A 24,717-nucleotide genomic window follows, 5' to 3' on the forward strand; every position below is an offset into this window, starting at 1 on the left:
AGTCAAAATAGGAGGTGATATGATGGGTAAAAGTGATAGGACTAAGGAAGGGATAGTTCAGAGTGCCATTGAGCTTTTTAGAGACAAAGGATATTATAACACAAGTATAGATGAGATTGTTAATAGGGCTGGAATTGCAAAAGGGACATATTATTACTATTTTAAACAAAAAGATGATGTTTTACTAAAGATAATAAACAATGACTTTAATAAATATTTTGAGTCCCCAGAACAAATAGCTTTTTCAGATAAATATAATGCTGTAGAGAAATTAGAAAAGGTATTAAATAGTTTATTTAGTGCACCAAATAGTCCTTCAGGAATAGAGCACTATTTTTCCAAAGGGATACCAAGGCAATTCAAAGCTGCAATAGATGAAATAAGAGTGAATAAATTACTACCATTGGTAAATAAGATTATAAAACAAGGGAATTTTGAAAAAAAATTTGATGTTGTAAATGTTGAAATAGTAGCATCGATAATGACTAGGGGTATAACAGGTCATGTGGATAGTGTTTTTTCAGATTTTAATGAAATATGCTATTTAAAAAAAACAATAGAGGGAATAGAAGAGTTTATAAATAATACACTTAAGACTAAAGAACGGCTAAGAATTAAATTATAGGGGGTTAAAACATGAAGCACATTTTGAATAATTGTTTTTTATTATTAATTCCAATACTTATTTGGAATTTAATTTTTACACCAAAACTGACTGGAGTCGGTTATATGGTAGGGGCAAAAGATATAAAAAGTTTAAAGGTGTTTGAAGAGATTTTAAGAATGGCTATTTTTATAATTCCTCTATTTATGAGATTTGATACCTTTGATAAGTATTTTAAAAATCATATTTACTTATTTTTTATTGGAGTTGTAATTTATTTTGGCTCATGGTTAATGATCATATATTTTCCAAATAGCTGTTGGAGTACCAGCATGATAGGTTTGTTGGCACCAGGATACACACCTCTTATTTGGCTAATCGGAATTGGATTACTAGGAAATTTTAAAGCTTATAATTATTTGGCTGTATTATTTATTGCTATACATGTTCTGAGTTCGTATTTTAAATTGAAAGGGGTGTAGAAAAAATGAAAGTTAAGATATATTATTTTTCAGGGACAGGAAATACAAAAAAAATTTTAGAAAAAGTTCGAAAGGTGTTTGAAAACCAAGATGTTGATACTAAATTAACCCTAATTACCGATAAGACAAAAGTTGATATAGAAGAGGATAGTATTATGGGATTAATGTTTCCAGTCAATGCTAATGCAACTTCTCCCTTTATATGGAGGTTTATAAAAGGTCTTCCTAAAACAAAAGGTCAGCCTATATTTGTAATTTATACATTTAATGATTCAGCGGCAATTGGAAATCCGGTTATAAATAGCTTAAAAAAGAAGGGATATAGGGTAATCGGGATAAAAGGAATACAAATGCCTAATCATTTAGTTTCAGATATACAACAAGTAAAGGATAATGAGAAAAGATTTTATAAGGGTATGCTGGAAGCAGAAAACTTCGCCAATGATCTTGTAAAGGGGAAGGAAATAATTGATTATCAAAATAGTGGGTCAACATTATTATCATTTTTAACTCGGAACACAGGGATACCATGGTTTTTAATGAGGTTAGGGTTTAAGGTAATAACTGATCATAGTAGATGTGAAGGATGCAAAATGTGTATTAAAGATTGTCCAGTACAAAATATCGAGATGAAAAACAATAGGGTTACCCATAAGTTTAAGTGTGATTTTTGTATGAAATGTATGGCCAATTGCCCCAATAAAGCAAAGTTAATTAAAGGAAACAAAAAAATTAAAATAGTATAGTACATGTAAAACCCCTTTATCAATAACCGATAATATACATTAATTATATTAATTAAAGAAGGAATTATAACTAAAATATAGAACATAATAGAGTGGAGAGGGGGTTGTTCATAATTTGTTCATAATTTCGTAACAGTATTGTTATATACTGAGAAAGAGATATTATAAAATGGATATAATAAAATTTGTAAGTATGGAGGGGAAAGTATTTATGATTGAAATAAAGGGACTTACTAAACAGTACGGTAAAGTAAGGGGAGTAGAAGATATAAATTTTACTATAAACAAAGGAGAAGTTTTAGGTCTTTTAGGTCCCAATGGTGCCGGTAAATCCACAACTATGAAGATGATAACAGGATTTATGCCTTCCACGGAGGGTACTGTAATAATAGATAATCTAGACATTATAGATAATGATAAAGAGGCGAAAAAGAAAATAGGATATGTTCCTGAACATCCACCGTTATATCAAGATATGACGGTAACTGAATATTTATATTTTGTAAGTGAATTAAAGGGAGTTACTAAGAAAGAAAGAAAAGAAAATGTTGATTATGCAATTGAAAGATTACAACTCCATGAAATGAAGGATAGACTTATTAGAAACCTTTCAAAGGGATATAGACAGAGGGTTGGTTTAGCCCAGTCAATTATTGGAGAATCTCAACTATTGGTTTTAGATGAGCCTACAGTTGGTCTAGACCCAAGACAGGTGATAGAAATAAGGGAATTTATTAAAGAACTTGCTAAAGATCACACTATAATAATAAGTTCCCACGTATTATCTGAAATAAGAGCGGTATGTAATAGGGTGGTAATTATGAATAAGGGAAAAATAGTTGCCATAGATACTCCAGATAATTTATCTAAGACATTATCTAAATCATCAAGATTACATGTTAGAATTGCAGGTGAAGAAGATAAAGTGGTTAGTACTATAAAAGAGATACCAGGGATTCAAAGTGTTATAGTAGAAGGGGAAATTGAAGAGGGAACTGTTGATTATGATATATTAACAGATACAGATTATGATGTTAGAAAAAGGCTATTTTTTGATATGTCAAAGGCAGGTTTCCCTATATTAGAAATGAGAACTATAGAGTTAAGTCTAGAGGAGATATTTATTGAACTTACTGATGAAGATAAAGAAATAAAATTAAATAAAGAAGATGTTAAGGAGGGGCATAAAGATGAATAAAACCGCTACCATATTAAAAAGGGAAATTAAATCATATTTTGTATCTCCCCTTGCATATGTTATTATTTCTGCCTATTTAGTAATATGTGGATACTTTTTCACAACATCTATTCTTTTATCCAAGTTATCCACTATGCAGGAAGTTTTTACAAATATGATTAATGTAATGATATTTTTAACACCACTTTTAACAATGGGACTTTTAACAGAAGAAAGAAAACAGGGAATAGATCAGTTGCTGTTTACTACACCGTTGGGAGTTACAGAGTTTGTTATAGGGAAATATTTGTCAGCAATCATTGTATATATTACGATGCTAGTAATAACATTTTCTTATCCATTAACACTACAAATATTAGGGGATCCTGATATGGGGTTAATAATTAGTTCTTATATAGGAGTATTATTAGTTGGGGGAGTTTTCATATCAATAGGATTATTTGCATCCTCTCTAACTGAAAGTCAAATTATAGCTGGAATAATATCCTTTGGAATATTACTATTTTTATGGATTTTAACTTTAATAAAGAGTACTTTTACAGGAGCAATAGCTCAGTTTATATATAATATTGATTTATTTGTATATTTTACCGATTTCCAAAAAGGAATAATTGATACAAGGGCTATAATGATATGTTTAAGTTTTATTTTTATATTCCTGTTCTTAACAACTAGAGTAATAGATAGAAGACGTTGGAGTTAAGGGGGCGATAATTGTGAAAAAGCGAAGGTTAAAATATGGTAGTAATTCTATTGTTCTAACTATATCAATAATTGGAATAGTTATTATATTGAATGTATTGTTATTTAATAATAATGCCAGACTGGATATGACAAAAAATAAACTAAATTCATTATCGGATCAGACGGAAAAGGTACTTTCCGATTTAGATAAGGAAGTAAAGATAATAGGATTTTTTAAAGAGGATTCGAACTTACTTCCAGATATAGCTTCACTATTAAAGGAGTATAAACATGAAACCGGGAAAATAACATATTCTTTAATAGACTTAGATGCAAATCCCATTGAAGCTAGACAATATGGAGTTACAGAGTATGATACAGTTGTTGTAGAGAGTGGAGATAACACTATAGAAATCCCAGCAAATAACTTTTATCAAGTAGACTTTAGATCTGCTCAAAAAGTATTTTCAGGTGAAAAGATATTAACCCAAGGGATTATAGATGCAACAAGTGAGACACAAAATAAAGTGTATATGATTGGTGGCCATGGAGAACTATCAAATGATAAGACCCACTGGTTTAGAAAGTCTATAAAGGGAGAAGGCTATAAGTTGGAAGATCTAAATATAGCTGAAGCAAATGGAATCCCCGAGGATACTGATCTTTTAGTTATACCAGGACCTACTAAGGACTATACACCAGATGAAATTTATCATTTGATTCAGTATGCAGAAAAGGGTGGTAGAATATTATTATTAATGCAACCCTTTGAGGAAAAGGAAAAGATATCTAATCTAGCGATGTTTGTTAGTACATTAGGTGTTGACTTAAATAGTAATATTGCCATAGATGCACAAAGAAATGCATTTCAAGATCCCTTTAGTATAATACCAGAATATAAGATTCATCCAATTACCAATGAACTAAAAGAAGCTGGTCTTGCAGTTATAATGCCCTTTTCTCTAGGACTTGAACAAAGTGATAATATAAAGAAAGGCTTTGTACCAATGTTGTCAACAAGTTCAAACTCATGGGGAGAGACTAACTTTAAAACAAAGGAACCAAAATTTGATGAAAATGATGATAAGGGCCCATTAACAGTTGCAGCTTATGTGGAAAAATCAGGGAAAGAAAAGCCCATGAAGGCCATTGTTATAGGAAATGCCTTTATAGCTACAAACGAAATAATAAACTTAAATGGTAATGAAGATTTACTAATGAACTCTATAAATTACTTGCAAGATAAGGAAGATAAATTATCAATAAGACCTAAAACGAGACAAAGTGAACCCCTAACTTTAAAGGGCAATGAAGGTAATTATTTATTCGGTATCCTTGTAATAGGTATTCCTGCTATAATACTTATAATAGGAATGGTTATATTCATAAGGAGGAAGAATAAATGATGAAGAAGTTTAAGGGCACAATTATTATAGCAGTTATATTTGTATTATTTTTAGGTGGATACCTTTTATTAGGGAAAGATGAAAATGTGGAAGATGATGTCCTTGATGAAATGATTAGTGATATATCTAAAGAAGAGATTAAGACAGTAGATATTAGATTAGAGGATGAAGAATTTGATATAGTAAAGGAAAATAACAAATGGTATATAAAGCAGGAAAATAAAAAATATATTGGCTATCAGAAAAAGGTTGATGAGGTTATAAGAAAACTTGCAGAATTATGGTCAATAACAACAATAGACAGGAAAGAGAAAAGTTTAGAGGATTTTGGTTTAAACAAACCTAAATATAAAATTACCATTAAGACCGATAATAAATCAAAAGAAATAAACATAGGTAACGAAACACCTGCTAAGGATTCCTATTTTGTTGTTATGGATGATAAGGATTTAATATACAAAGTAGGTAAAGGGAGATTTAGTGAGTTAATAAATGGAGTAGATGGATTAAGACAACCTCAGATATTCACAGGAAATATTGAAGACATTAATAAGATAGAACTAATAAAACAGGGAAAAAAGGTAATCTCACTGACTCAAGATGAAAAGTGGAAATCAGAAGATAATTTAGTTATTGATGAGGAAAAAGTAAAGGAATTTGTAGATAACATAAGGGAAATAAAGGTTGCAGATGTATTTCCTAAAAATGAAGACTTAGAACTTGACTTTTATGGCTTAGATAAACCTTCAATAGTTTTAACAGTAACATATGATGATAAAGAAGAGAAACTTATACTAGGTCAGTCAGCAGGAGCTGGTCAAGTATACGGTATAAGAGATGAGTCGGAATGGGTAATAGCAGTATTACATGAAAAAGTTAATTTCTTTAATGGATTTACAAAGGATTTCTTTGTGAAAGAATAAGTTGAAGTTTGAGTCTGAGTTTAAGTAAAAGAATTTTGCCAAAAGGCAAAATTCTTTTTTTGGTGTGTAGAGAAAAAATATATTTATCTCTACAATCTCTGTACCCTGAACAGAACAAAGAAGGGGCTTTAGCCGCCTTTGTTCTTTCTAAAGTGCAATAAATAATGCTATTAATATTACTATAACTGCTATTACGATATATAGTATCCTTTTACGTATGAAGAATATCTTTGACATACTTATCACTCCTTAGTCCTATTGCCAGTAGAAAGAATAGTATTTCATATTATAATCTATTTAAAAAAAACTATATATATGCTAATATTTTAAATTTGATTACAATCAATTTATTATTTGACTCCAATCATAGTGATAAAGAAAATAAAGTCATATAATTAAATTAACAAAACACAAAAGGGAGGAAATAATAATGATAAAGAGAAAAGAAATAGCAGAAAAATCATATTGGATAGGAAAAGTAGATGATAGAAAGGTTCCATTTCATAGGTTAACATTAGAAAAGGGAACAACTTACAATTCATATTTGCTAGATACGGAAGAGCCTACTATTATTGATACAGTGGATATATTATACGGAAGAGAATATGTGGAGAATTTACAAGAACACACCGATTTAAACAGTATAAAATATATTGTAATAAATCATGTTGAGCCAGACCACGCAGGGGCATTACCAGCTTTAATAAATAAAACAAAAAATGCCACTATAGTAACTACAGAAAAGGGAAAAGAGTTATTAAAGGATATGTTTAGGTTAAAGGATAAAAAGTACTTGGTGGTTAGGGATGGAGATAAATTAGATATTGGAGGAAAAATATTACATTTTTATGAAACACCATATTTACACACAGAAGAAACAATGATTACCTATTGTGAAGAAGACAAGATACTTTATCCATGTGATATATTTAGTACCCATATAGCAAATGAAGAGTTATTTAACGACCTAGCTACCAATGATATCACAGAGGATTTTAAGGTATACTATAAGCTTATAATGCATCCCCATAGACCATATGTAAGGGATATGTTAAAGAAACTTAAAAATCTAGATATAGATATGATAGCACCATCCCATGGATATATATTAAGAAATAATCCCGAAAAATATATTAAACTATATGATGAAATGAGTGATGTAGGAAATATAAACAAGAATGGATTAATATTATTTACATCCATGACGGGAAATACTGCTAAAATAGCACAAAATATATCAAAGGGACTTGAAAACTTAAACATAAATACAGATATTATAAATGCTAAAAATACAGATATGGAAGTAATAAAAGAGAAGGCAGAAAAAGCAGATGTCATTTTTATAGGAACATCAACAAGATATGCAGATATGATTGGTAATATTGAATATATATTAAATGAATTAATAAAGTTAGACTTATCAGATAAATTTGGTGTGGCATTTGGTTCCTATGGATGGAGTGGTGAAGGTGTTGAGATTATCAATGATTATATTAGAAAAAGTAATATGACCCTTTTAGATAAATCATATTTAATAAAAACAACTGGAGTAGATGATGTAGACCTACCACTAAGGGTTAAATTTACACCTAATGAAGATAGTAAGGCTATTTGTGTAAAAGTAGGTAAAACAGTGGGAGAGGTATTATTAAGTAACTAGATATTATAAAAAAATACTGATAAAAAGAAAACCATGCCAATAGGTTATTGGGGGATTCGTAATCCCCCAATTTATTAATCTCTGCTCTCTGTACTTTGCCCTTTGTACAGAACAAAGAAGAGCTAAGGGCACTCTTGTTTTAATTATTTTTTCGCCAGCTCCATAACCTTTTCCATTTTTGACATAATATGATCATATCCCCCCTTACTATGGGGTATGAGACAATCACTACAGTCTTTAATTCCATTTTTATATTTAAAATTTCCACCGCAATCTTCTTTTAATGTATATAAAGGACAATAACAAAATAGGCAATTAAAATTATCGGGAGTTTTAATATCATGACATGGGAAAAATTCACACTTTTTATGTTGGTTAAATTTATAATTTTCAGTCATACTTTCATCTCCTTAAAGATTATTTCTATTTAGATAAATACTTCTCTATTTATTATATATTAAATAGAAATAATATCCAATATATATAATGGAATTGTATATGATACAATAGATGTAGATATTAGTTATTTACATGGTAGACATAATTATAATATAATTATATAAAATGGGATAGGAGTGATATTTAATGACTATAAAGATAATTACCGATAGTGCATCTGACTTGCCACAGGATATAATAAAGGAATATGATATAGATGTAATGCCATTATTAGTTTATTTAAATGAAGAAGAATATCTAGATGGAGACACTTTAAAGTCAAAAGAATTGTTTGATGGTATGAGGGATGGAAATGTATATAAAACAGCCCAAATATCTCCTGCAGTTTTTAAGGAGAAGTTTACAGATATTGCTAAGAAAAATCAAAGTTGCATATATATTGCCTTTTCATCAGGACTATCAGGTACATACCAAACTGGGGAATTAATGAAAAATGAAGTATTAAAGGAACATCCCAATCTGGATTTAGATATAATAGATACTAAATGTGCATCTACAGGTTTTGGGTTAGTTGTACATAAAGCTGGGAAAATGGCTAAAGAAGGTGCATCAAAAAAAGATATTATTAACACAGTTAAATTCTACTCTGAACATATGGAACATATATTTACAGTGGATGATTTGGAGTATCTAAGAAGAGGGGGCAGAGTAAGCCGAGCTGCAGCATTTATGGGGGGATTATTAAATATTAAACCGGTATTAGATGTAGAAGATGGTAAACTTATACCGATAGAAAAAGTAAGGGGTCGTAAAAAGGTTCTAAAAAGAATGATCGAAATCATGGAAGAGAGGGGCACTGATCTAAAAAATCAATTGATAGGAATAAGCCATGGTGATGATTTAAAGGGAGCAACTAAATTAAAGGAAATGATGGAGGAAAGGTTTGGATGTGACAAATTTTTAATTAATACAATAGGATGTGCAGTTGGAGCCCATTCAGGTCCTGGAACTCTAGCTATATATTTCTTAAACGAAAAAAGGTAGTGTGTCTATAGACACACTACCTTTTTTATGCTCTGCACCTTGCTCTTTGAACCTTGCACTCTGCACAGAACAAAAGAGCGACAAAGTCGCCTTTGTTCTTATAGCATGTGGACGATAATATTAGTATTTCCAAATAAATAATATTTAAAATAATATTATAAAGTTTTAAAGGTTTATATTATGAAGTATTGGTTATACTCATTAGAAGGATGTATCATATAGCGTTTTAAAGGTGGACGGTTCTAATGTTTAAAAAGATAAATAATTTAATAAAATATCTAAAAACTGAAAGGACGAGATCAAGAAAAGACAAAATAAATAATTCTAACTATAATAAAGAAATAATACCTAAAAAATTAGAGGTTTTAAATGGAGAACTAAAGGTATTATTTGAAGATAGTAATGACTTTGTATTAAGAAATATAACTTTAGGTAATGACCATGGGATAAAAATAGCAATATCCTATATTGATGGGTTAGTTGATAAGCAAATAATAAATGATAATATTCTGAGACCTTTAATGATTGAATCAAAGAACACAAGTTCCAAGAACAATATAGATAAAACTTTTTTAATGGGAATACTTGAATACAATATCATAACATCATCGGAAATAAAAAAAACATCAAACTTTAAAGAAACTATAGAAGCTACTTTATCAGGAGATACTATTATATATATAGATGGGTCAAGTCAAGCCTTCATGGTGTCCACAAAGGGGTGGAAGGCTAGGAGTATAACTGAACCAAAGACAGAATCAGTAATAAGGGGACCAAGGGAAGGCTTCGTTGAAACATTAAGAACAAATACATCTATGTTAAGGAGAAAAATTAGAAATCCAAAGTTAAAGTTTGAAAATGTAGAGTTAGGAGTAAGAACTAACACTGAAGTATGTATATGTTATATTAAGGGAATTGCAGACGAAGATGTTATTAAAACTGTAAAAAGAAGATTAAGTTATATTGATACTGATGCAATATTAGAATCGGGATATATAGAGCAATTTATAGAAGATGCCCCATTATCGATTTTCCCTACTATCGGTAGTAGTGAAAAGCCCGATAAAGTCGCAAGTAAGCTTTTAGAGGGAAGGATAGCTATATTATGTGATGGTACTCCATTCGTATTAACTGTACCATATTTATTTATAGAAAGTATTCAAACAAGTGAAGATTATTATAATAGAACTATATTTGGATCTGTTAGTAGATTTTTAAGATTTATAGCACTCCTTATAACCACGTTGTTACCAGCAATATATGTTGCTTTAATCTCATTTCATACCAATGTGATACCAGTAAAACTTTTATTATCTGTGGCGGAATCTAGAGAAGGAATACCATTTTCCCCATTATTAGAAGCCCTATTTATGTTGATAGTCTTTGAATTATTAAGGGAAGCTGGATTGAGGATGCCAAGACCTATTGGCCAGGCTGTAAGTATAGTCGGAGCTTTAGTATTAGGTGATGCAGCAGTTAAGGCTGGATTAGTAAGTAATATAATGATAATTATAGTAGCATTAACGGGCATTTGTAGCTTTATAGTTCCTGCAATATCAAATTCAGTATTCACTATAAGAATCTTAATACTAATAGGTGCTAATATTTTAGGGTTTTTAGGAATGCTTCTTGTTTTATTATTTCTATTACTTCATATGTGTTCATTAAGATCCTTTGGAGTGCCTTATATGGCTCCGTTTGCCCCTTTTACCAGCAATGATTTAAAAGATACACTGATACGTTTACCTCTATGGTTAATGCTAAAAAGACCAAGGGCATTAACATGGAAAAACTCAGATAAATATAGAATGGAGAAAAAAACTGTAAAGAAAGAGGATTAACAATGATAAAGTTTAGAAAAATAATATTTTTAATAATTATAAACTTGATGTCAATGTTTATATTGGCAGGGTGTTGGGACAATGTGGACTTAACGAAACAAGCTTTTGTTGTAGGGGTAGGGTTAGATAAAACTAAAGAAGGGAAGTTAGAACTAACTTTACAAATAGTTAAACCAAGTACAGTAGCATCAAAGGAAGGACCGAGTACAGGGGATAAACCTGTGTGGGTATATTCTACAGAGGGGCATACTATTTTTGAAGCAGTAAGAAAACAATTAGAAACAATTAACAGAAAGCCCTTTTATAGTCATGCTCAGATAATAGTAATAGGAGAATCCTTAGCTAAGGATGGGATACAAGAGTCCATAGATTTTTTTGAAAGAGATGTAGAGCCAAGGTTAACATCTAGTGTACTAGTGGCTAAGGGAACTACAGCTAAAGAAATTTTAAAAGCTAAAAGTGGTCTTGAAGACATTCCAGCTATGCATTTTAAGGAGATATTACAAAATGAAAAAAATAATTTAAATATATTAAATATAAAACTAATTGATATTTTAGAAGATTTAAGCTACCCTGCTGCAAATCCTGTGATTGCTTCAATTGATATTGTTAAAAGAAATAAAGTTTTAAGTATTAAAGATACGGCAGTTAAGGGGTGCGGAGTTTTTAAAAGGGATAAACTGGTTGGTTGGCTGGATACCGAAGGAACTAAGGGAATGAAATATATAAAAAACAAATCTAAAGATGGAATAATAAATGTAGAAAATCCTCTTAATAATAAATTAAAAGTTGCAATAGAACAGTTAGATTCAGAAACTGAAATAGATGTTAATATTGATAATGAAGGTTTGAAGTTTACAATTGGTGTGGAAGGTAAAGGTAATATAGGGGGACAACAGGGAACAGAAGATTTAACATCATCAAAACAATTAAAGTCTTTAGAAGAAGAGGTTCAAAATAAAATAAAAAGCCAAATAGAGCATGTCGTTAATGAAGCACAGAAAAATTTCAAAAGTGATATTTTAGGGCTTGGTTTAAAGGTTAGTAAAAAATATCCTTATTATTGGGATGAGTTAAAAAAAGATTGGAGCAAGGCATTTGGTAAAGCAGATATAAAGGTGGATGTAAAGTTTAATATTGTTAGAACCGGTTTAATTAGTCACCCAACAGATATTAAATAAAGGGGAAATCATATGATAATTGGCTTAATAGTATTGTTTATAATAGCTATAATTATAGGCTTACCCTATATATTAAAAACCAATAAACCCAAAAGAACAGCAATAGTATATTCATGTCTTATTGTTATAGGGTTTGTAATGAGTCTACTACAAATAATAGATAAAATGCCCCCTAGTCCCGTCATTCTTATTGAAAAAATAGTAAAAGGTGTATTTTATTGAGGTGATAATATGTTAAAAAAGGAAAAAATATCTAGCACCCAATTATTTATATTAGTGACAGGATATTTATTTGGAGATGCAATTATAATAAGTCCTGGCTCGGGAGCAAGGCAAGATGCCTGGTTGGCTTTTTTATTTGGATGGATAGGGGGATATATTTTAATAGGAATGTATGTATATATAGCAAAGTTAAATCCATCTAAAACGTTAATTGAAATATCGATAGATATATTTGGCCAAATTATAGGTAGGATAATAGCTATTATGTATATATGGTATTTTTTGCATTTATCAGCTTTGACATTTAGAAGTTTTGGAGAATATATGGTGGTTGTGAATTATGTTAATACACCTAGGATTTTTATTGGTATAGCTTTTGCGGTCGTAATTGCTATTGGATTAAAATATGGGATTGAAGTTATAGCTAGGACCATTACTATAATGTCTTTAATAGTTCCATTTACAATAACTCTAATGACAGTAATGTCAATTAAACATGTAGACTTTAGTAATTTATTACCATCTTTAAAAAACGGGGTTAAGCCTATAATCAAATCAGGCTTTGGTGTTATGACATTTCCCTTTGGGGAAACTATAGTTTTTCTTATGGTTTTCCCAAATTTAACAGAAAAAAAGTTATTTAAAACCTCTTTTAAAGCTGTTACTATTGCAGGAATAGCTTTTATTCTTATAATAATAAGAAATATAGTGGTTTTGGGGCCAAATATTTTAGAGAGATCTTACTTTTCTTCCCATGTAATTTCAACTATTATAGAAGGTACAATAATAGACCCCTTTATATCAGTTAGTTTAATAATCCTTGGAGGGATTGAGTTATTTATACTTATATATGCTACTTTAGTAGGAATAGCCCAAGTATCTAATCTGGATGATTATAAACCTTTAATATTACCTGTCATTATAATAAGTTTATCACTATCAAATTGGATTTATGATAATCTACCAGATATGTTTAGAGTTGCAAAAGAAATATATCCATATTATGCAATTCCATTTCAAATAATAATACCATTGATAGTATTAGTTGTATCTATAATTAGAAATAAAAAGGGAAATAAAAAAGTTTTAAATGAATAAACCCATAAAAGTTATGGGTTTATTTTAATTCTCTACCGGTTTCATAGAGATCTTCTAAAGGAACTTCTATGTTTTCTAAAGTTTCTAGAACTTTAACTATTGCAGTATTACTATCTTCTTTTATATGTTCAATCCAAACCGAGGTTCCTTTATATAATACTTCCACATTTTCTGACATATCAATTACTTCATTTGCTTTCAAACTATTCATAGAATCTTCCTTTCAAGATTTAAAAAGTATAAAAGTAGTTTGCTCAAAATACAAGAAAAAAATGTAGGACTAAATATATTCAGTCCTACATTTTTAGGAATAAAGAGGATAGTAGCAACTATTCAGCTTTATTTATATTAGTTATAACCGTTTGACTGTCAGTATTAACATAATAATCTAATTTAATCTTCATTCCTCTTTTTAGGGAATCTAACTTGCTCTTATCAAGCTCTTCTCCTAATTTGAATGAAAGGCTGGTATCATTAATTTTAACTTCTATGAAGTTGGAATCGATTTGGCCTACATATTCTCCCACAATATTTTTACTTTCCCAAGTTAAGGTGTTTAACAGTAATTGTTTATTATCTGTGTCTTCATAATCAATAGAAACCTGCTGATTAGATTCAGGTTCTATATAGGGTAATAAATTTTTTAATGGTTCAGAAAGTCTAAAGGACTTAGCTTCTCCATTTACTAAGATCTCTGCAGAATTATTATCGATTAAACCTACATATTGATATTTGACTTTAGTATTAACATTATCTTCATTGTTTTCACCATTGTCAGTGTCATTTGAAATATCTCCATCCTTATCTAGATTATCAATATTGTCCTGGGAAGGTTGGTCATTATCTTCGGAATCATCACCACAGGCAACTAACGAGAAAGTGATAAGTAATATTAACATTAAGACTAAAAATCTTTTCATACAATCATCCCTTCTTTATATTAGTTTTGTATAAGACTTTATTAATTAGATTAAAGAAATAAAACTATCTATAAGATTATTCTAATATAATTGCAAGAAAATATCCAACATTATTATATTAGGATTTCAATTATATTTAAATAATACCCATTCTTTTTATTAATATTAGTTAAAGGGATATAAAATATGAAAGGTAAAAGAAATTTAAACTAAGAAAAGTTAGTTTTTTATAAAAAAATTAGGAGATCATGACTTATGGTCTCACCAATTCCTTGCTCTCTGTACCTTACACTTTGAACAGAACAAAGGAGCGCCTAAGACGCCTTTGTTCATTTATGGAGTGTTTATAGGTTTTATAATATATCAGAAAGATAGTAGAAAAAAGCTAATTATTAAGCTTAATCCACCAATGACGGAACTGTAAATGACAATATTCTTTTTATAGGAGTTAAATGAACTCATGACTTCATCTCCTTTCAATATTTATTATACTTTAATGATATTTGATAAATATAATGGTTGTGTTAAGGATGTGAAAATAACATGTTAACTATATTGTCACTTATTTATATTGATAAATATTTTAATATGGGTATAATATCACTATAACTAGAAAGGGAGATGGTACTTTGAATTATATTATTATAACGGGAGCATCTAAAGGACTGGGAAAGGCTCTAGCTGAGAATATGATGGATGAAAATAATCATTTATTTTGTATTTCTAGAACTGTAAATGAAGAATTAGTGGAAAAAGCTAGAGAAAACTGTACAAATCTAGATTATATTAAGTATGATTTAAATAATGTTACAGGAATAGAAGGATTAATTGATGATATTTTTTCAAAAATAGATGGAAAAAACGTTGAATCTATATACTTAATAAATAATGTAGGTATTGTTACTCCAGTGAAACCCGTTGAGAAATGTAGTGCTGATGAGATTATTAGTAATGTTAATATTAATTTAATGGCACCTATGATAATGACCTCAGCTTTTATCAGAAAAACTAAAGATTTAGAGGCCAAGAAAAGAATTATAAACATATCTTCTGGGGCAGGAAAGAGACCTATATTTGGCTGGGGACCGTATTGTACATCTAAAGCAGGTTTAGATTTATTCACTAGATGTGTAGGGTTAGAACAGGAAGAAAATAATTATCCTATTGAAATACTATCCTTTGGACCTGGTATAATGGATACTGATTTACAAAGAGAGGTAAGGTCATCTAAAAAGGAAGATTTTGTACAGTTAGATGATTTTATAGGATTTAAAGAAAACGGGAAATTAGCTACACCGGAATCAGTAGCAAATATAATTATTGATTTACTTGAAAAAGATGAGTTTCAACAGGGTGGAGTTGTTGATGTGAGTGATTTTAGATAAAAATAATAGGGAGCTCCCTATTATTTTTTTTGCTCAAAAAAACATGATATGGGTATGAGAATAGAAAAGGCCAAGCCTACACTTTAAAGGGTAACACCGATGTAGCATATTATAAGTTGTTTAAGCCTAAATATAGAAGATAAAATAAGTGTAACAGACTTAAAGGATCCCTTTAGCGGGCAGTGCTGGTTGCTAAGGAATACATAATCATTTAATCTATAAAACTCTCTAACTTCTTATTATTAGGAAATTTTTTTCTTAAACCTTGTAAATACTTTTGCGTATACTCATATCCTTTTGTTGAATTATATATAAGAGCAGTACCTAAATAGTGCTTTAATTTATCTGGTTCTATTTCTTTTAGTTTTTCATTAATTGTAAATGCTTTATCATAATTTTCTTTCTTAAGATAACAATCAAGTTTAGTTTCATATAAAAATACTAAGTAGTCTTTGTCATGGTCTTTTTTCAATTCTAATAAATAATCTACTTCTTTAATACACTTATCATATTCCATAGCCTCAAAATAAGAATTCAGTAAATAAGAACTTGATAATTGAATAAATGCTGAGTTGTTTTCTTTTTTCTTATATTTTTCCAAATGCTTAATGGCCTTATCATAATCTCCTGTTTCAAAATATGAAATACCCAAATTCATATATATCCACTTTATTTCTTTACTATATTCATTCTTTTTATTACTTTCTGCAGACTTTTTTGCTAAAGTAAAAGTATTTATTGCCTTATTGTAGCTAAGAAGTTTTCGTTCACAAATCCCTTTTCTAAGCAATGTAGGTACATCTAATTGTCTTTTAGTTTGTATTTTATTATAAATTTTCAGAGCCTTTTTATGTTTTCCATTTTCGTAGTATATATTAGCATCTTCTAACGTAAACCTTTTATTATCTTTTATTGTAATATCTTTATCATCCTTCATAGCAACTTCTTTATAAAAAGGGTTAAAGTATATAAAAGCACAACTTATTAATACGAATATTGATATTAAATATATATAATTCTTGTATATTTTACGCATTGTTTACCACCTTTCATCTTTTTGTTTTTTATTGTTGACAAATATATTATATTATATTATATTATATTATACTCTTTGTTGTCAACAAATGGTTTAACATATTATTTTTTCCTTTCATTTATTGTAATCACTATATAATATTTATATAATATCAGTACCTAAGTTAACTTATGGAAGTAAAATAAGGGAGGAGTTTAAAATTGAAAAAAGCATTTAAAAAATTATTTATTTTGAGCATGATTTTTTGTATCACAATAGTTCCATTCATAGTAAATGCAACTTCTATCTCAGTATTAGATGATCCGAAAGGAACACATTCTATTAAAACAATTTTTCCTAGAAAATCAAACTCAAATAGAAATACTATTATGCCTATGATAGATGGATTTGGTACAGAGGTAAGAAAGACAGATTCTGATTCGGATCCTTTGTATGTATGTGGTATAAGAACTAATGCTTCATTAGAGGTAAAAGTTATAGATGGATTATTTAGAGAAAACTATAATCCTAATACTGGTGAAGTTTATGATACTCAGTTGTTTTTGGATGATAGAGGAGACATATATATAAACACTCTTAATTCTGAAATAATAAACACTCCTAAATGGGAGGAATATCGTAATAATACAGAATTCAGTACAGTTGCAAAGATACAGGGTGAAGAATATTCTAGTGAATTTTCAAGAACTTTAACTTATGAAGAAGCTCACGACTTTCTGCTAACAGGAGGTATAGATATGTCTATACCAGGATTTGGTTCTATTAGCAGTACTGCTGAGTTAAAAGATGCTTATAAATCTTCTGAAACAAAAAGAGTCAGTGCCAAAATGACTCATAACTTTAAAGCTTACTTTGACGTAGATATGGAGGTAAGGGGATTAGGTAAGATAAAAATATCTGTTAAATAATATATTTTTTTAGTGACTACAAAATGAAAGGAATCAAGCTGTCTTTGAGTATAAAGTACTTTATACTCAAAGACAGCTTTTTTATAAGAAAGAAACCTTGGAGATGATGAATGTATATTATTGAAAAATAAAGGATCAAAATCAAAAAAATATAATAATATAATTTAAGCTTTAGGGGAATTTTAATTAGACACATATTATTTTACTTAGAAATACAAAATATGGTATCATAGTAGTTAGATAAAAAAAGTAGAGGCTGATTAAAATGGAACAAAATATAAGGATAAAGATGTCAGTAAGAAACTTAGTAGAGTTTATAATGCGTTCCGGTGATCTAGATAGTAGGTTTATGAGTGCTTCTAGAGCAGTGGAAGGAACCTTTGCCCATCAGAAGGTTCAAAACTCGGGTATAGAGGGATATACTCCAGAAGTGACTTTAAGATATAATGAAGAATACAAAGGCTTTTTATTTAGTATTGACGGAAGAGCAGATGGTATAATAGAGAGTGATGATAATATAACAATAGACGAAATTAAAAGTACTACTAGACCGTTAGAAATTATAGATGAGGATTATAATATGCTTCACTGGGCCCAGGCGAAATCCTATGGATATATATATTGCAAAGATAATAACTTAGATAATATTGATATACAGTTAACATACTTCCATCTTGATACAGAAAATATAAAATATATAACTAAGACCTTCACAATAGAAGAGCTAGAGAACTTTTTTTATGGATTATTAGATAAATATCTTACTTGGGCAGAGTTTACAAGGGATAGACAACTGGATAGAAATAATTCAATAAAAAATTTAAAATTTCCCTTTGATAAATATAGACAAGGACAAAGAGAATTGGCAGTGGCATCCTATAGAACCATAATTGAAAGCAAAAACCTATTTGCACAAGCCCCAACAGGAATAGGGAAAACAATATCTACAGCATTTCCATCTATAAAGGCAATCGCAGAAAATGAAACTTCTAAAATATTTTATTTAACAGCTAAGACAATAACTAGACAAGTTGCTGAAGATACGGTGGAGATTATGGTGGATAAAGGCTTAAAGGTCAAAACCATAACCATCACAGCTAAGGATAAGATATGTTTTAAAGAGGAAAGTAATTGTAATCCAGAATACTGTGAATATGCAAAGGGACATTTTGATAGGATAAATGATGCAATATTAGATATCTTAACAAATGAACATATTATTACTAGAGATAAAGTAGAAGAATATGCTTTAAAACATAGGGTATGTCCATTTGAGTATTCTCTAGATTTGGCTATATGGGCAGATTTTGTAATATGTGATTATAATTATGCCTTTAATCCCACAGTGTATTTAAGACGATTTTTTGATGATAATGAAGGGGATTATGTATTTTTAATAGATGAAAGTCATAATTTAGTTGACAGATCAAGGGAAATGTTTTCTACTGAACTAAATAAAGAAGACTTTTTAAATTTAAAAAGAATAATGAAGGATAAAGATAAAGAAATAACAAAAGTACTTAAAAGATTAAATAAATTTATGTTAGATATGAAAAAGAAATGTGGCGATGAGTATAGTTATATACAAAAGGAACATCCAGAAAAGATCTGTGGTCTACTACGAAGATTAACCTCAGAAGCTGAGGACTGGTTAATAGATAACGAGAAGACTGAAGGGTATCAAGAATTATTAGACTTATATTTTGATGCTATGGCATTTTTAAAGATATCTGAATTTTATGATGAAAGATATGTAACTTACGTTGAAAGGGATAGAAAAAATGTATTATTAAAACTATTTTGTTTAGATCCATCTTATCTTCTTAGGGAAGCAATAAAGCGAGGAAAATCAGCTATATTTTTTTCGGCTACATTAACTCCCTTAGAATATTTTAGCAATATACTAGGGGGAGATAAAAAGGATTATAAAATGGCATTGGCTTCTCCCTTTGATAGAAATAACTTAGGTTTGATAATTGCTGATAATGTATCAACAAGATACAAAGATAGAGAAAAAACATATGATATTATAGCTGATTATTTATACAATATGGTTTCTAGCAAGAAAGGAAATTATATAGTTTTCTTTTCATCCTATAAATATATGAATACAGTGTATGAAATTTTTACAGATAAGTATAATCAGATAGATACAATAATACAAAATAAGGACATGACAGAGATTGAAAGAGAAGAGTTTTTAATAAATTTTAAGGCAAATAGTGATACTACATTATTAGGATTTGCAGTATTAGGTGGCATATTCTCAGAAGGAATAGACCTTAAAGGGAAGAGATTAATAGGTACAGTTATAGTGGGGGTAGGTCTTCCAGGTTTGTGTTTAGAGAGGAATATAATTAGGGACTATTTTAATGAAAAAAATAATATGGGATATGAGTATAGTTATATGTATCCTGGAATGAATAAGGTTTTACAGGCAGCAGGACGGGTAATAAGGTCTGATGATGATATAGGTACAGTTCTTTTAATAGATGATAGATTTTCATATACAAGCTATAAAAGGTTATTTCCAAAACATTGGAATTATTATAAAAGGGCTAGAAACATTAAACAGCTTTCAAATTATTTAAATAATTTTTGGGATAAGAAAAGGAAGTGAGAATATGAAAAATATTGGACTAGTACTAGAAGGCGGGGGTATGAGGGGAGTATATACAAGTGGTGCTTTAGATTTCTTTATGGATAAAGGATTATACTTTCCATATACCATAGGAGTTTCAGCAGGAGCATGTAACTCATTATCATATATATCTAGACAAAGAGGAAGAAATAAGATTGTTACCATTGATTATATCGATCATCCTAGATATATAAGTTATAAAAATTTAATAAAGAAAAAGTCTATTTTTGATATGGATTTGGTTTTTGATGAAATACCAAATAAGTTAGAACCCTTTGATTTTGATAGGTTTCATTCTTCCAGTGAAGAAGTAGCCATAGGAGTTACAAATTGTATAACAGGGGAACCGGATTATTTTTATAAAAGTAAATGTAAAGATATTTTAAAAGTAGTAAGGGCATCAAGTAGTTTACCGTTAGCTGCTCCCATGATAAACATAGATGGAAAAGAATATTTAGATGGTGGCATAGCTGATCCGATACCTATAAAAAAATCCATTTCTGATGGGAATGATAAAAATATATTAGTTTTAACCAGAGATAAAACATATAGGAAATCCCCTGTTAAATTAAAGAAACTAATTGAGTTTAAATATTCTGATTATCCAGGATTAATTGAGGCCATGACCAGCAGATATGAGAGGTATAATGAAACATTAGATTATATAGAAACATTAGAAAAAGAAGGTAAGGTTATAGTAATAAGACCTTCAGAACCTCCAAATGTTTCAAGACTTGAAAAAGATAAAGGGAGGCTAACTGATTTATATACTCAAGGTTATAATGATGCTAAGGAATTATATGATAAAATTAAGTTATTTATAAAAGAAAAAGGGGTTTGTAAAGGGGAATAATCATGAATATAGAGACTAAAAGAGAGGTTTTTTCTTGGGTTAAAGCTATAGGAATAGCTCTAGTAATAGGTTTTATTCTAAAGTATTTTGTATTTAGACCTGTAGGGGTGTTAAGTTATTCTATGGAACCAACCCTTAAAGAAGGGGATGTGGTTATCCTATGGAAGTTTGGTTATAATTTCAAAGAACCTAAGAGGGGAGATATAATAGTTATTAATAATGAAGATAAAATACAAGATAAAAGTTTGGTAAAGCGAATTATTGGATTACCAAAGGAGAATATAAAGATAAAAGATCAGAAGGTTTACATAGATAGTAAAGAATTAAAACCAGATTATACTGATAAAACTACAGATAGTTCAAAGAAAATAGATATTGTTATACCAAAGGAAAAATATTTTGCAATGGGGGATAATAGACCCAATAGCAGAGATAGTCGAGATAAATCAGTTGGACTTATTGATGAAGATAATATAGAAGGAAAAGTTATATTTAGAATATGGCCACTTAATAGATTTGGTACAGTAAAATAAAAATTTTTATGATAGCTATTAAAAATTTTATGATTAAACTTATTACTTTAGTTTATGATTAAACTTATTACTTTAGTTTATGATTGAACTTGTTATTTGAATTATGATTGCAACGGTTGTTGGGGGATTCCTAATCCTCCAACTTATTTCTTTATTCCTAAGACAAAATTGACAAAATATGATACAATGGACATACAACATATGGTGGTTAAAAGTTCTGAAATGAGTCTTGACAACTATATATAGTATTACAAAATATTGAATCTAGGAGGAGGCTATGAAACAAGTGATATTAATAGATGGAGTAGTAGGAGCAGGAAAAACAACCCTGGGAAGAATATTAGAAAAAGAACTTAATACGGAATTATATGAAGAATTAACAGATCAAGATACCCATAGACTATTAGATAAGTTTTATGCAAATAAAAAAAGATGGGCATTTACACTTCAGGTGCATTTTTTAAATAAAAGGTTTCATATGATAAAGGAAATACATAGAAATAATGGAGGTATATTAGATAGAAGTATATTTGGAGACAGGATATTTGCTTCTATGCTTAATGAGGATGGGGAAATGTCTGATGAAGAGTACAGAACATATTCAACATTACTTGATAATATGTTAGAACACTCTAAAAATCCAACTATTCTTATATATCTAAAGTGTAGTGTTGACAAAGCGGTTGAAAGAATAAAACTTAGGAATAGAGGGCTAGAGGCAACAGTCCCTATAAGGTATTGGGAAAGACTTAATGAAAAATATGAAAATTGGTATCAGGAATATGACTATTCTCCAAAGGTCACTATAGATATGGATAGAATTGATTTAAAAAATAAAAATGATAGAAGAGAAGTAATAGACAAAATAAAAAAAGAAATATTATTGATAGAAGATCATAAAGTAGTAGCAAAGCTATAAAAATAGAGATATGAGATTAAAATTACTTTACTAAATGAAAGTATAGTAATATAATTTTATTATAAGAGGTTAATATTGGTTAAAAGATAAAATTATATTATAAGGGGATGTTAGTTTGATCAAAAGAATTAAAGAGCCTGTAAATTGTCTAACCCATTTATTTGGGGCTATATTGTCCATAGTCGGATTAGTATTATTAGTCTATAATGCGGCGGAAACTGCTACGGTTTGGCATATAGTAACTTTCTCTATATTTGGAGCCAGTCTTATTGCCCTATATACCGCAAGTTCTGTGTACCATATGCTTGATATATCAAAAAAAATCAATAGGATACTTAGAAAAATAGACCATATGATGATATATTTTTTGATAGCAGGTACATATACTCCCATATGCTTAGTTGCCCTTAGGGGAGCTTGGGGATGGACTATCTTCACTATTATATGGACAGTTGCAATAGCAGGGATGATTATAAAAGCAGTATGGATAAATGTACCTAGAATAGTATCAACACTTTCTTATATTATAATGGGGTGGATAGTTGTTATTGCATTTTTCCCCCTTGTAAAGAATCTATCCTTAGCAGGGGTAACATGGTTAATCCTTGGAGGGGTAATGTATACGGTAGGTGGAGTTATCTATGCATTAAAGAAACCTAATATTACAAATAAATATTTTGGGTTCCATGAGATATTTCACATATTTATAATACTAGGTAGCATATGTCATTTTATAGTTATGTTTAATTATATATTATATATTTAGAATGAATAGCTGGAAATTTTGAATGTTAAAAAGGCACTTTCCAGCGCCTTTTTATTTATAATTAAATATTTTTAAGCATTTTGTAAAACAAAACTTTTAAGTTTATTTATTCGATGAATAAAGTCCCTATTAGATAATAAAGAATATTTTAAATGTAGTAGCATTTTTTGATTTGGACTATTATTTGGACTATTATTTTGTGACTTATTTGTTCTACCTTGATGTTCTTTTAAAATTTTAATAAATTCATCATCTAAAGAGTTTCTAAATGAAGATTTTTTATTATTAACATTTCCCAATAGATTAACTTGATCTTCAATTACTTTTGAAATATTTAAAAGATATATATCTATGTCATTTTGAAATTCTTTTAGACTTAATAGATTACCAGATCTACCAAAAGTTTTACCTTTCTTATAAAATTGTTTTGCCATTTCTTCCGCTTTTGAATAAATGTCAACACTAATTTTATGTTGAAGAGAACTAGAACTATTTTCAATACTATAATGTGAAGGAAACCTAAGATTGTTAGAATGTAATTTTAAAATATTATTACATAAAAAATCTATATCAAGAAAGCTATAATTCTCTTCATAAAAATTATTTATATCCATAGATAAATCTAGTGTGTCTGTAGTTTTGTGTTTTGAATTATTGTAGACCTTTGTTGCTTGAGGGTTACTAATTTTATGGGTGTAGTTATAAGGATTAACTTTATTGGTTTGTAAACTTTGGAAATGTATCATAAAATCCTCCTAACATCTAAATGGTTACACTTACTTCATAGCTACTTTGTGAAGTGCCACTAGCAGATTTAATTTTTACAAAATATACTCCACGTGATAGATCATTGAAAGTAACTGAATTCATAACTTTATTGCTAGATTCGTCATAACCTATACGGTTGCCATATTCATTATATACATAAATATCGTAATCACATTCAAAGGGCATATTAGTTAATATAAATGTACATTTTCCTCCTTCATGATGATATTCATAATAATCATCACTACTGTCTTTTGAAGTTATAGTTCCCTTCTTCCACCTGTTTGCCCCAATAGTATCTGCTGTCCTAAAGTCATTATTAGGCTCAGATTCCCATAAATTTTGATTACCGTACACATTAGATGCAGTTAAGAATAATAAACAAACAATAAATAAACTAATAAATTTTTTCACTTCACCATCTCCTTTTTTCTATTTTTTATAGCAATAACTTACAACATGATATTACCAAAAGAATAAATATATGTCAAATATATCTA

At 29.2% G+C, this 24,717-nt stretch carries 26 protein-coding genes; 20 read left to right on the forward strand and 6 right to left on the reverse strand.

All coding sequences use genetic code 11. The features are described 5' to 3' along the window. Positions 1–22: 22 nt before the first annotated feature. The 8 genes from V6137_RS10890 (at position 23) to V6137_RS10925 (ending at position 7,703) form a co-directional block, all read left to right on the forward strand. Complete coding sequence (locus V6137_RS10890) at positions 23–625, forward strand: TetR/AcrR family transcriptional regulator (protein ID WP_425447961.1); 603 nt, start codon at positions 23–25, stop codon at positions 623–625. 23 nt (positions 626–648) lie between these two features. Then, positions 649–1,086 carry a hypothetical protein gene (locus V6137_RS10895; RefSeq protein ID WP_425447962.1) on the forward strand — a complete coding sequence of 146 codons (438 nt, stop codon included), beginning with the start codon at positions 649–651 and terminating at the stop codon, positions 1,084–1,086. Positions 1,087–1,091: 5 nt separating this feature from the next. Further along, positions 1,092–1,832 (forward strand): EFR1 family ferrodoxin, encoded by a 741-nt coding sequence (locus V6137_RS10900; protein WP_425447963.1) that lies wholly within the window; start codon positions 1,092–1,094, stop codon positions 1,830–1,832. A gap of 211 nt (positions 1,833–2,043) precedes the next feature. After that, positions 2,044–3,030: an ABC transporter ATP-binding protein gene (locus V6137_RS10905; protein WP_425447964.1), complete on the forward strand. Its 987-nt coding sequence runs from the start codon at positions 2,044–2,046 to the stop codon at positions 3,028–3,030. Then, complete coding sequence (locus V6137_RS10910; RefSeq protein ID WP_425447965.1) at positions 3,023–3,733, forward strand: ABC transporter permease; 711 nt, start codon at positions 3,023–3,025, stop codon at positions 3,731–3,733. The genes V6137_RS10905 and V6137_RS10910 overlap by 8 nt, the downstream gene beginning before the upstream one ends. A gap of 13 nt (positions 3,734–3,746) precedes the next feature. Beyond that, a complete protein-coding gene (locus tag V6137_RS10915; protein ID WP_425447966.1) occupies positions 3,747–5,120 on the forward strand; it encodes a GldG family protein in 1,374 nt (457 codons plus the stop codon). Further along, entirely contained in the window at positions 5,117–6,043 is a 927-nt protein-coding gene (locus V6137_RS10920; RefSeq protein ID WP_425447967.1) for a DUF4340 domain-containing protein, read from the forward strand. The genes V6137_RS10915 and V6137_RS10920 overlap by 4 nt, the downstream gene beginning before the upstream one ends. A 430-nt stretch (positions 6,044–6,473) precedes the next feature. Continuing rightward, the gene (locus V6137_RS10925) at positions 6,474–7,703 is read left to right on the forward strand and encodes an FprA family A-type flavoprotein (protein ID WP_425447968.1); all 1,230 of its coding nucleotides are present in this window, start codon (positions 6,474–6,476) and stop codon (positions 7,701–7,703) included. A 143-nt stretch (positions 7,704–7,846) separates the two neighbouring features. Here V6137_RS10925 and V6137_RS10930 read toward each other — a convergent pair whose 3' ends face one another. Then, on the reverse strand, positions 7,847–8,101 hold the full coding sequence (locus tag V6137_RS10930; RefSeq protein ID WP_425447969.1) for a cysteine-rich small domain-containing protein: 255 nt from the start codon (positions 8,099–8,101) through the stop codon (positions 7,847–7,849). A 187-nt stretch (positions 8,102–8,288) separates the two neighbouring features. Between V6137_RS10930 and V6137_RS10935 the strand changes: the two genes are divergently transcribed. The 5 genes from V6137_RS10935 to V6137_RS10955 all read left to right on the forward strand — a co-directional run bounded on the left by V6137_RS10935 (position 8,289) and on the right by V6137_RS10955 (position 13,488). Beyond that, positions 8,289–9,146 (forward strand): DegV family protein, encoded by an 858-nt coding sequence (locus tag V6137_RS10935; RefSeq protein WP_425447970.1) that lies wholly within the window; start codon positions 8,289–8,291, stop codon positions 9,144–9,146. A gap of 245 nt (positions 9,147–9,391) precedes the next feature. Then, positions 9,392–10,987 carry a spore germination protein gene (locus V6137_RS10940; protein ID WP_425447971.1) on the forward strand — a complete coding sequence of 532 codons (1,596 nt, stop codon included), beginning with the start codon at positions 9,392–9,394 and terminating at the stop codon, positions 10,985–10,987. A gap of 2 nt (positions 10,988–10,989) precedes the next feature. Further along, positions 10,990–12,168, forward strand: coding sequence for a Ger(x)C family spore germination protein (locus V6137_RS10945; RefSeq protein ID WP_425447972.1), 1,179 nt, complete (start codon positions 10,990–10,992; stop codon positions 12,166–12,168). Positions 12,169–12,180: 12 nt separating this feature from the next. After that, entirely contained in the window at positions 12,181–12,390 is a 210-nt protein-coding gene (locus V6137_RS10950; RefSeq protein WP_425447973.1) for a hypothetical protein, read from the forward strand. A gap of 9 nt (positions 12,391–12,399) precedes the next feature. Next, a complete protein-coding gene (locus V6137_RS10955; RefSeq protein ID WP_425447974.1) occupies positions 12,400–13,488 on the forward strand; it encodes a GerAB/ArcD/ProY family transporter in 1,089 nt (362 codons plus the stop codon). A gap of 19 nt (positions 13,489–13,507) precedes the next feature. Here the strand turns inward: V6137_RS10955 and V6137_RS10960 are convergent, their stop codons facing one another. Next, positions 13,508–13,699, reverse strand: a complete 192-nt coding sequence (locus V6137_RS10960; RefSeq protein ID WP_425447975.1) for an H-type small acid-soluble spore protein — start codon at positions 13,697–13,699, stop codon at positions 13,508–13,510. A 118-nt stretch (positions 13,700–13,817) separates the two neighbouring features. Then, positions 13,818–14,408 (reverse strand): hypothetical protein, encoded by a 591-nt coding sequence (locus V6137_RS10965; RefSeq protein WP_425447976.1) that lies wholly within the window; start codon positions 14,406–14,408, stop codon positions 13,818–13,820. Positions 14,409–15,037: 629 nt separating this feature from the next. Between V6137_RS10965 and V6137_RS10970 the strand changes: the two genes are divergently transcribed. Continuing rightward, a complete protein-coding gene (locus V6137_RS10970; RefSeq protein WP_425447977.1) occupies positions 15,038–15,793 on the forward strand; it encodes a (S)-benzoin forming benzil reductase in 756 nt (251 codons plus the stop codon). A 211-nt stretch (positions 15,794–16,004) separates the two neighbouring features. On the opposite strand, the gene V6137_RS10975 is transcribed toward V6137_RS10970, so the two are convergent. Further along, on the reverse strand, positions 16,005–16,829 hold the full coding sequence (locus tag V6137_RS10975) for a tetratricopeptide repeat protein (protein ID WP_425447978.1): 825 nt from the start codon (positions 16,827–16,829) through the stop codon (positions 16,005–16,007). 200 nt (positions 16,830–17,029) lie between these two features. Between V6137_RS10975 and V6137_RS10980 the strand changes: the two genes are divergently transcribed. The 6 genes from V6137_RS10980 (at position 17,030) to trhA (ending at position 23,449) form a co-directional block, all read left to right on the forward strand. Further along, positions 17,030–17,737 carry a hypothetical protein gene (locus V6137_RS10980; RefSeq protein ID WP_425447979.1) on the forward strand — a complete coding sequence of 236 codons (708 nt, stop codon included), beginning with the start codon at positions 17,030–17,032 and terminating at the stop codon, positions 17,735–17,737. Positions 17,738–18,002: 265 nt separating this feature from the next. Further along, positions 18,003–20,357, forward strand: coding sequence for an ATP-dependent DNA helicase (locus V6137_RS10985; RefSeq protein ID WP_425447980.1), 2,355 nt, complete (start codon positions 18,003–18,005; stop codon positions 20,355–20,357). A gap of 4 nt (positions 20,358–20,361) precedes the next feature. Beyond that, positions 20,362–21,231 (forward strand): patatin-like phospholipase family protein, encoded by an 870-nt coding sequence (locus tag V6137_RS10990; RefSeq protein WP_425447981.1) that lies wholly within the window; start codon positions 20,362–20,364, stop codon positions 21,229–21,231. A 2-nt stretch (positions 21,232–21,233) separates the two neighbouring features. Then, entirely contained in the window at positions 21,234–21,764 is a 531-nt protein-coding gene (gene lepB, locus V6137_RS10995; RefSeq protein ID WP_425447982.1) for a signal peptidase I, read from the forward strand. A 277-nt stretch (positions 21,765–22,041) separates the two neighbouring features. Continuing rightward, entirely contained in the window at positions 22,042–22,683 is a 642-nt protein-coding gene (locus tag V6137_RS11000; RefSeq protein ID WP_425447983.1) for a deoxynucleoside kinase, read from the forward strand. A 115-nt stretch (positions 22,684–22,798) separates the two neighbouring features. After that, entirely contained in the window at positions 22,799–23,449 is a 651-nt protein-coding gene (gene trhA, locus V6137_RS11005; RefSeq protein WP_425447984.1) for a PAQR family membrane homeostasis protein TrhA, read from the forward strand. A 71-nt stretch (positions 23,450–23,520) separates the two neighbouring features. On the opposite strand, the gene V6137_RS11010 is transcribed toward trhA, so the two are convergent. After that, positions 23,521–24,195: a hypothetical protein gene (locus V6137_RS11010; RefSeq protein WP_425447985.1), complete on the reverse strand. Its 675-nt coding sequence runs from the start codon at positions 24,193–24,195 to the stop codon at positions 23,521–23,523. Between the two features lie 16 nt (positions 24,196–24,211). Continuing rightward, on the reverse strand, positions 24,212–24,631 hold the full coding sequence (locus V6137_RS11015; RefSeq protein WP_425447986.1) for a T9SS type A sorting domain-containing protein: 420 nt from the start codon (positions 24,629–24,631) through the stop codon (positions 24,212–24,214). Between the last annotated feature and the right edge of the window lie 86 nt (positions 24,632–24,717).

The sequence above is a fragment of the Dethiothermospora halolimnae genome, from assembly GCF_037577855.1.
GTDB classification, from domain to species: Bacteria; Bacillota; Clostridia; order Tissierellales; family VENL01; genus Dethiothermospora; species Dethiothermospora halolimnae.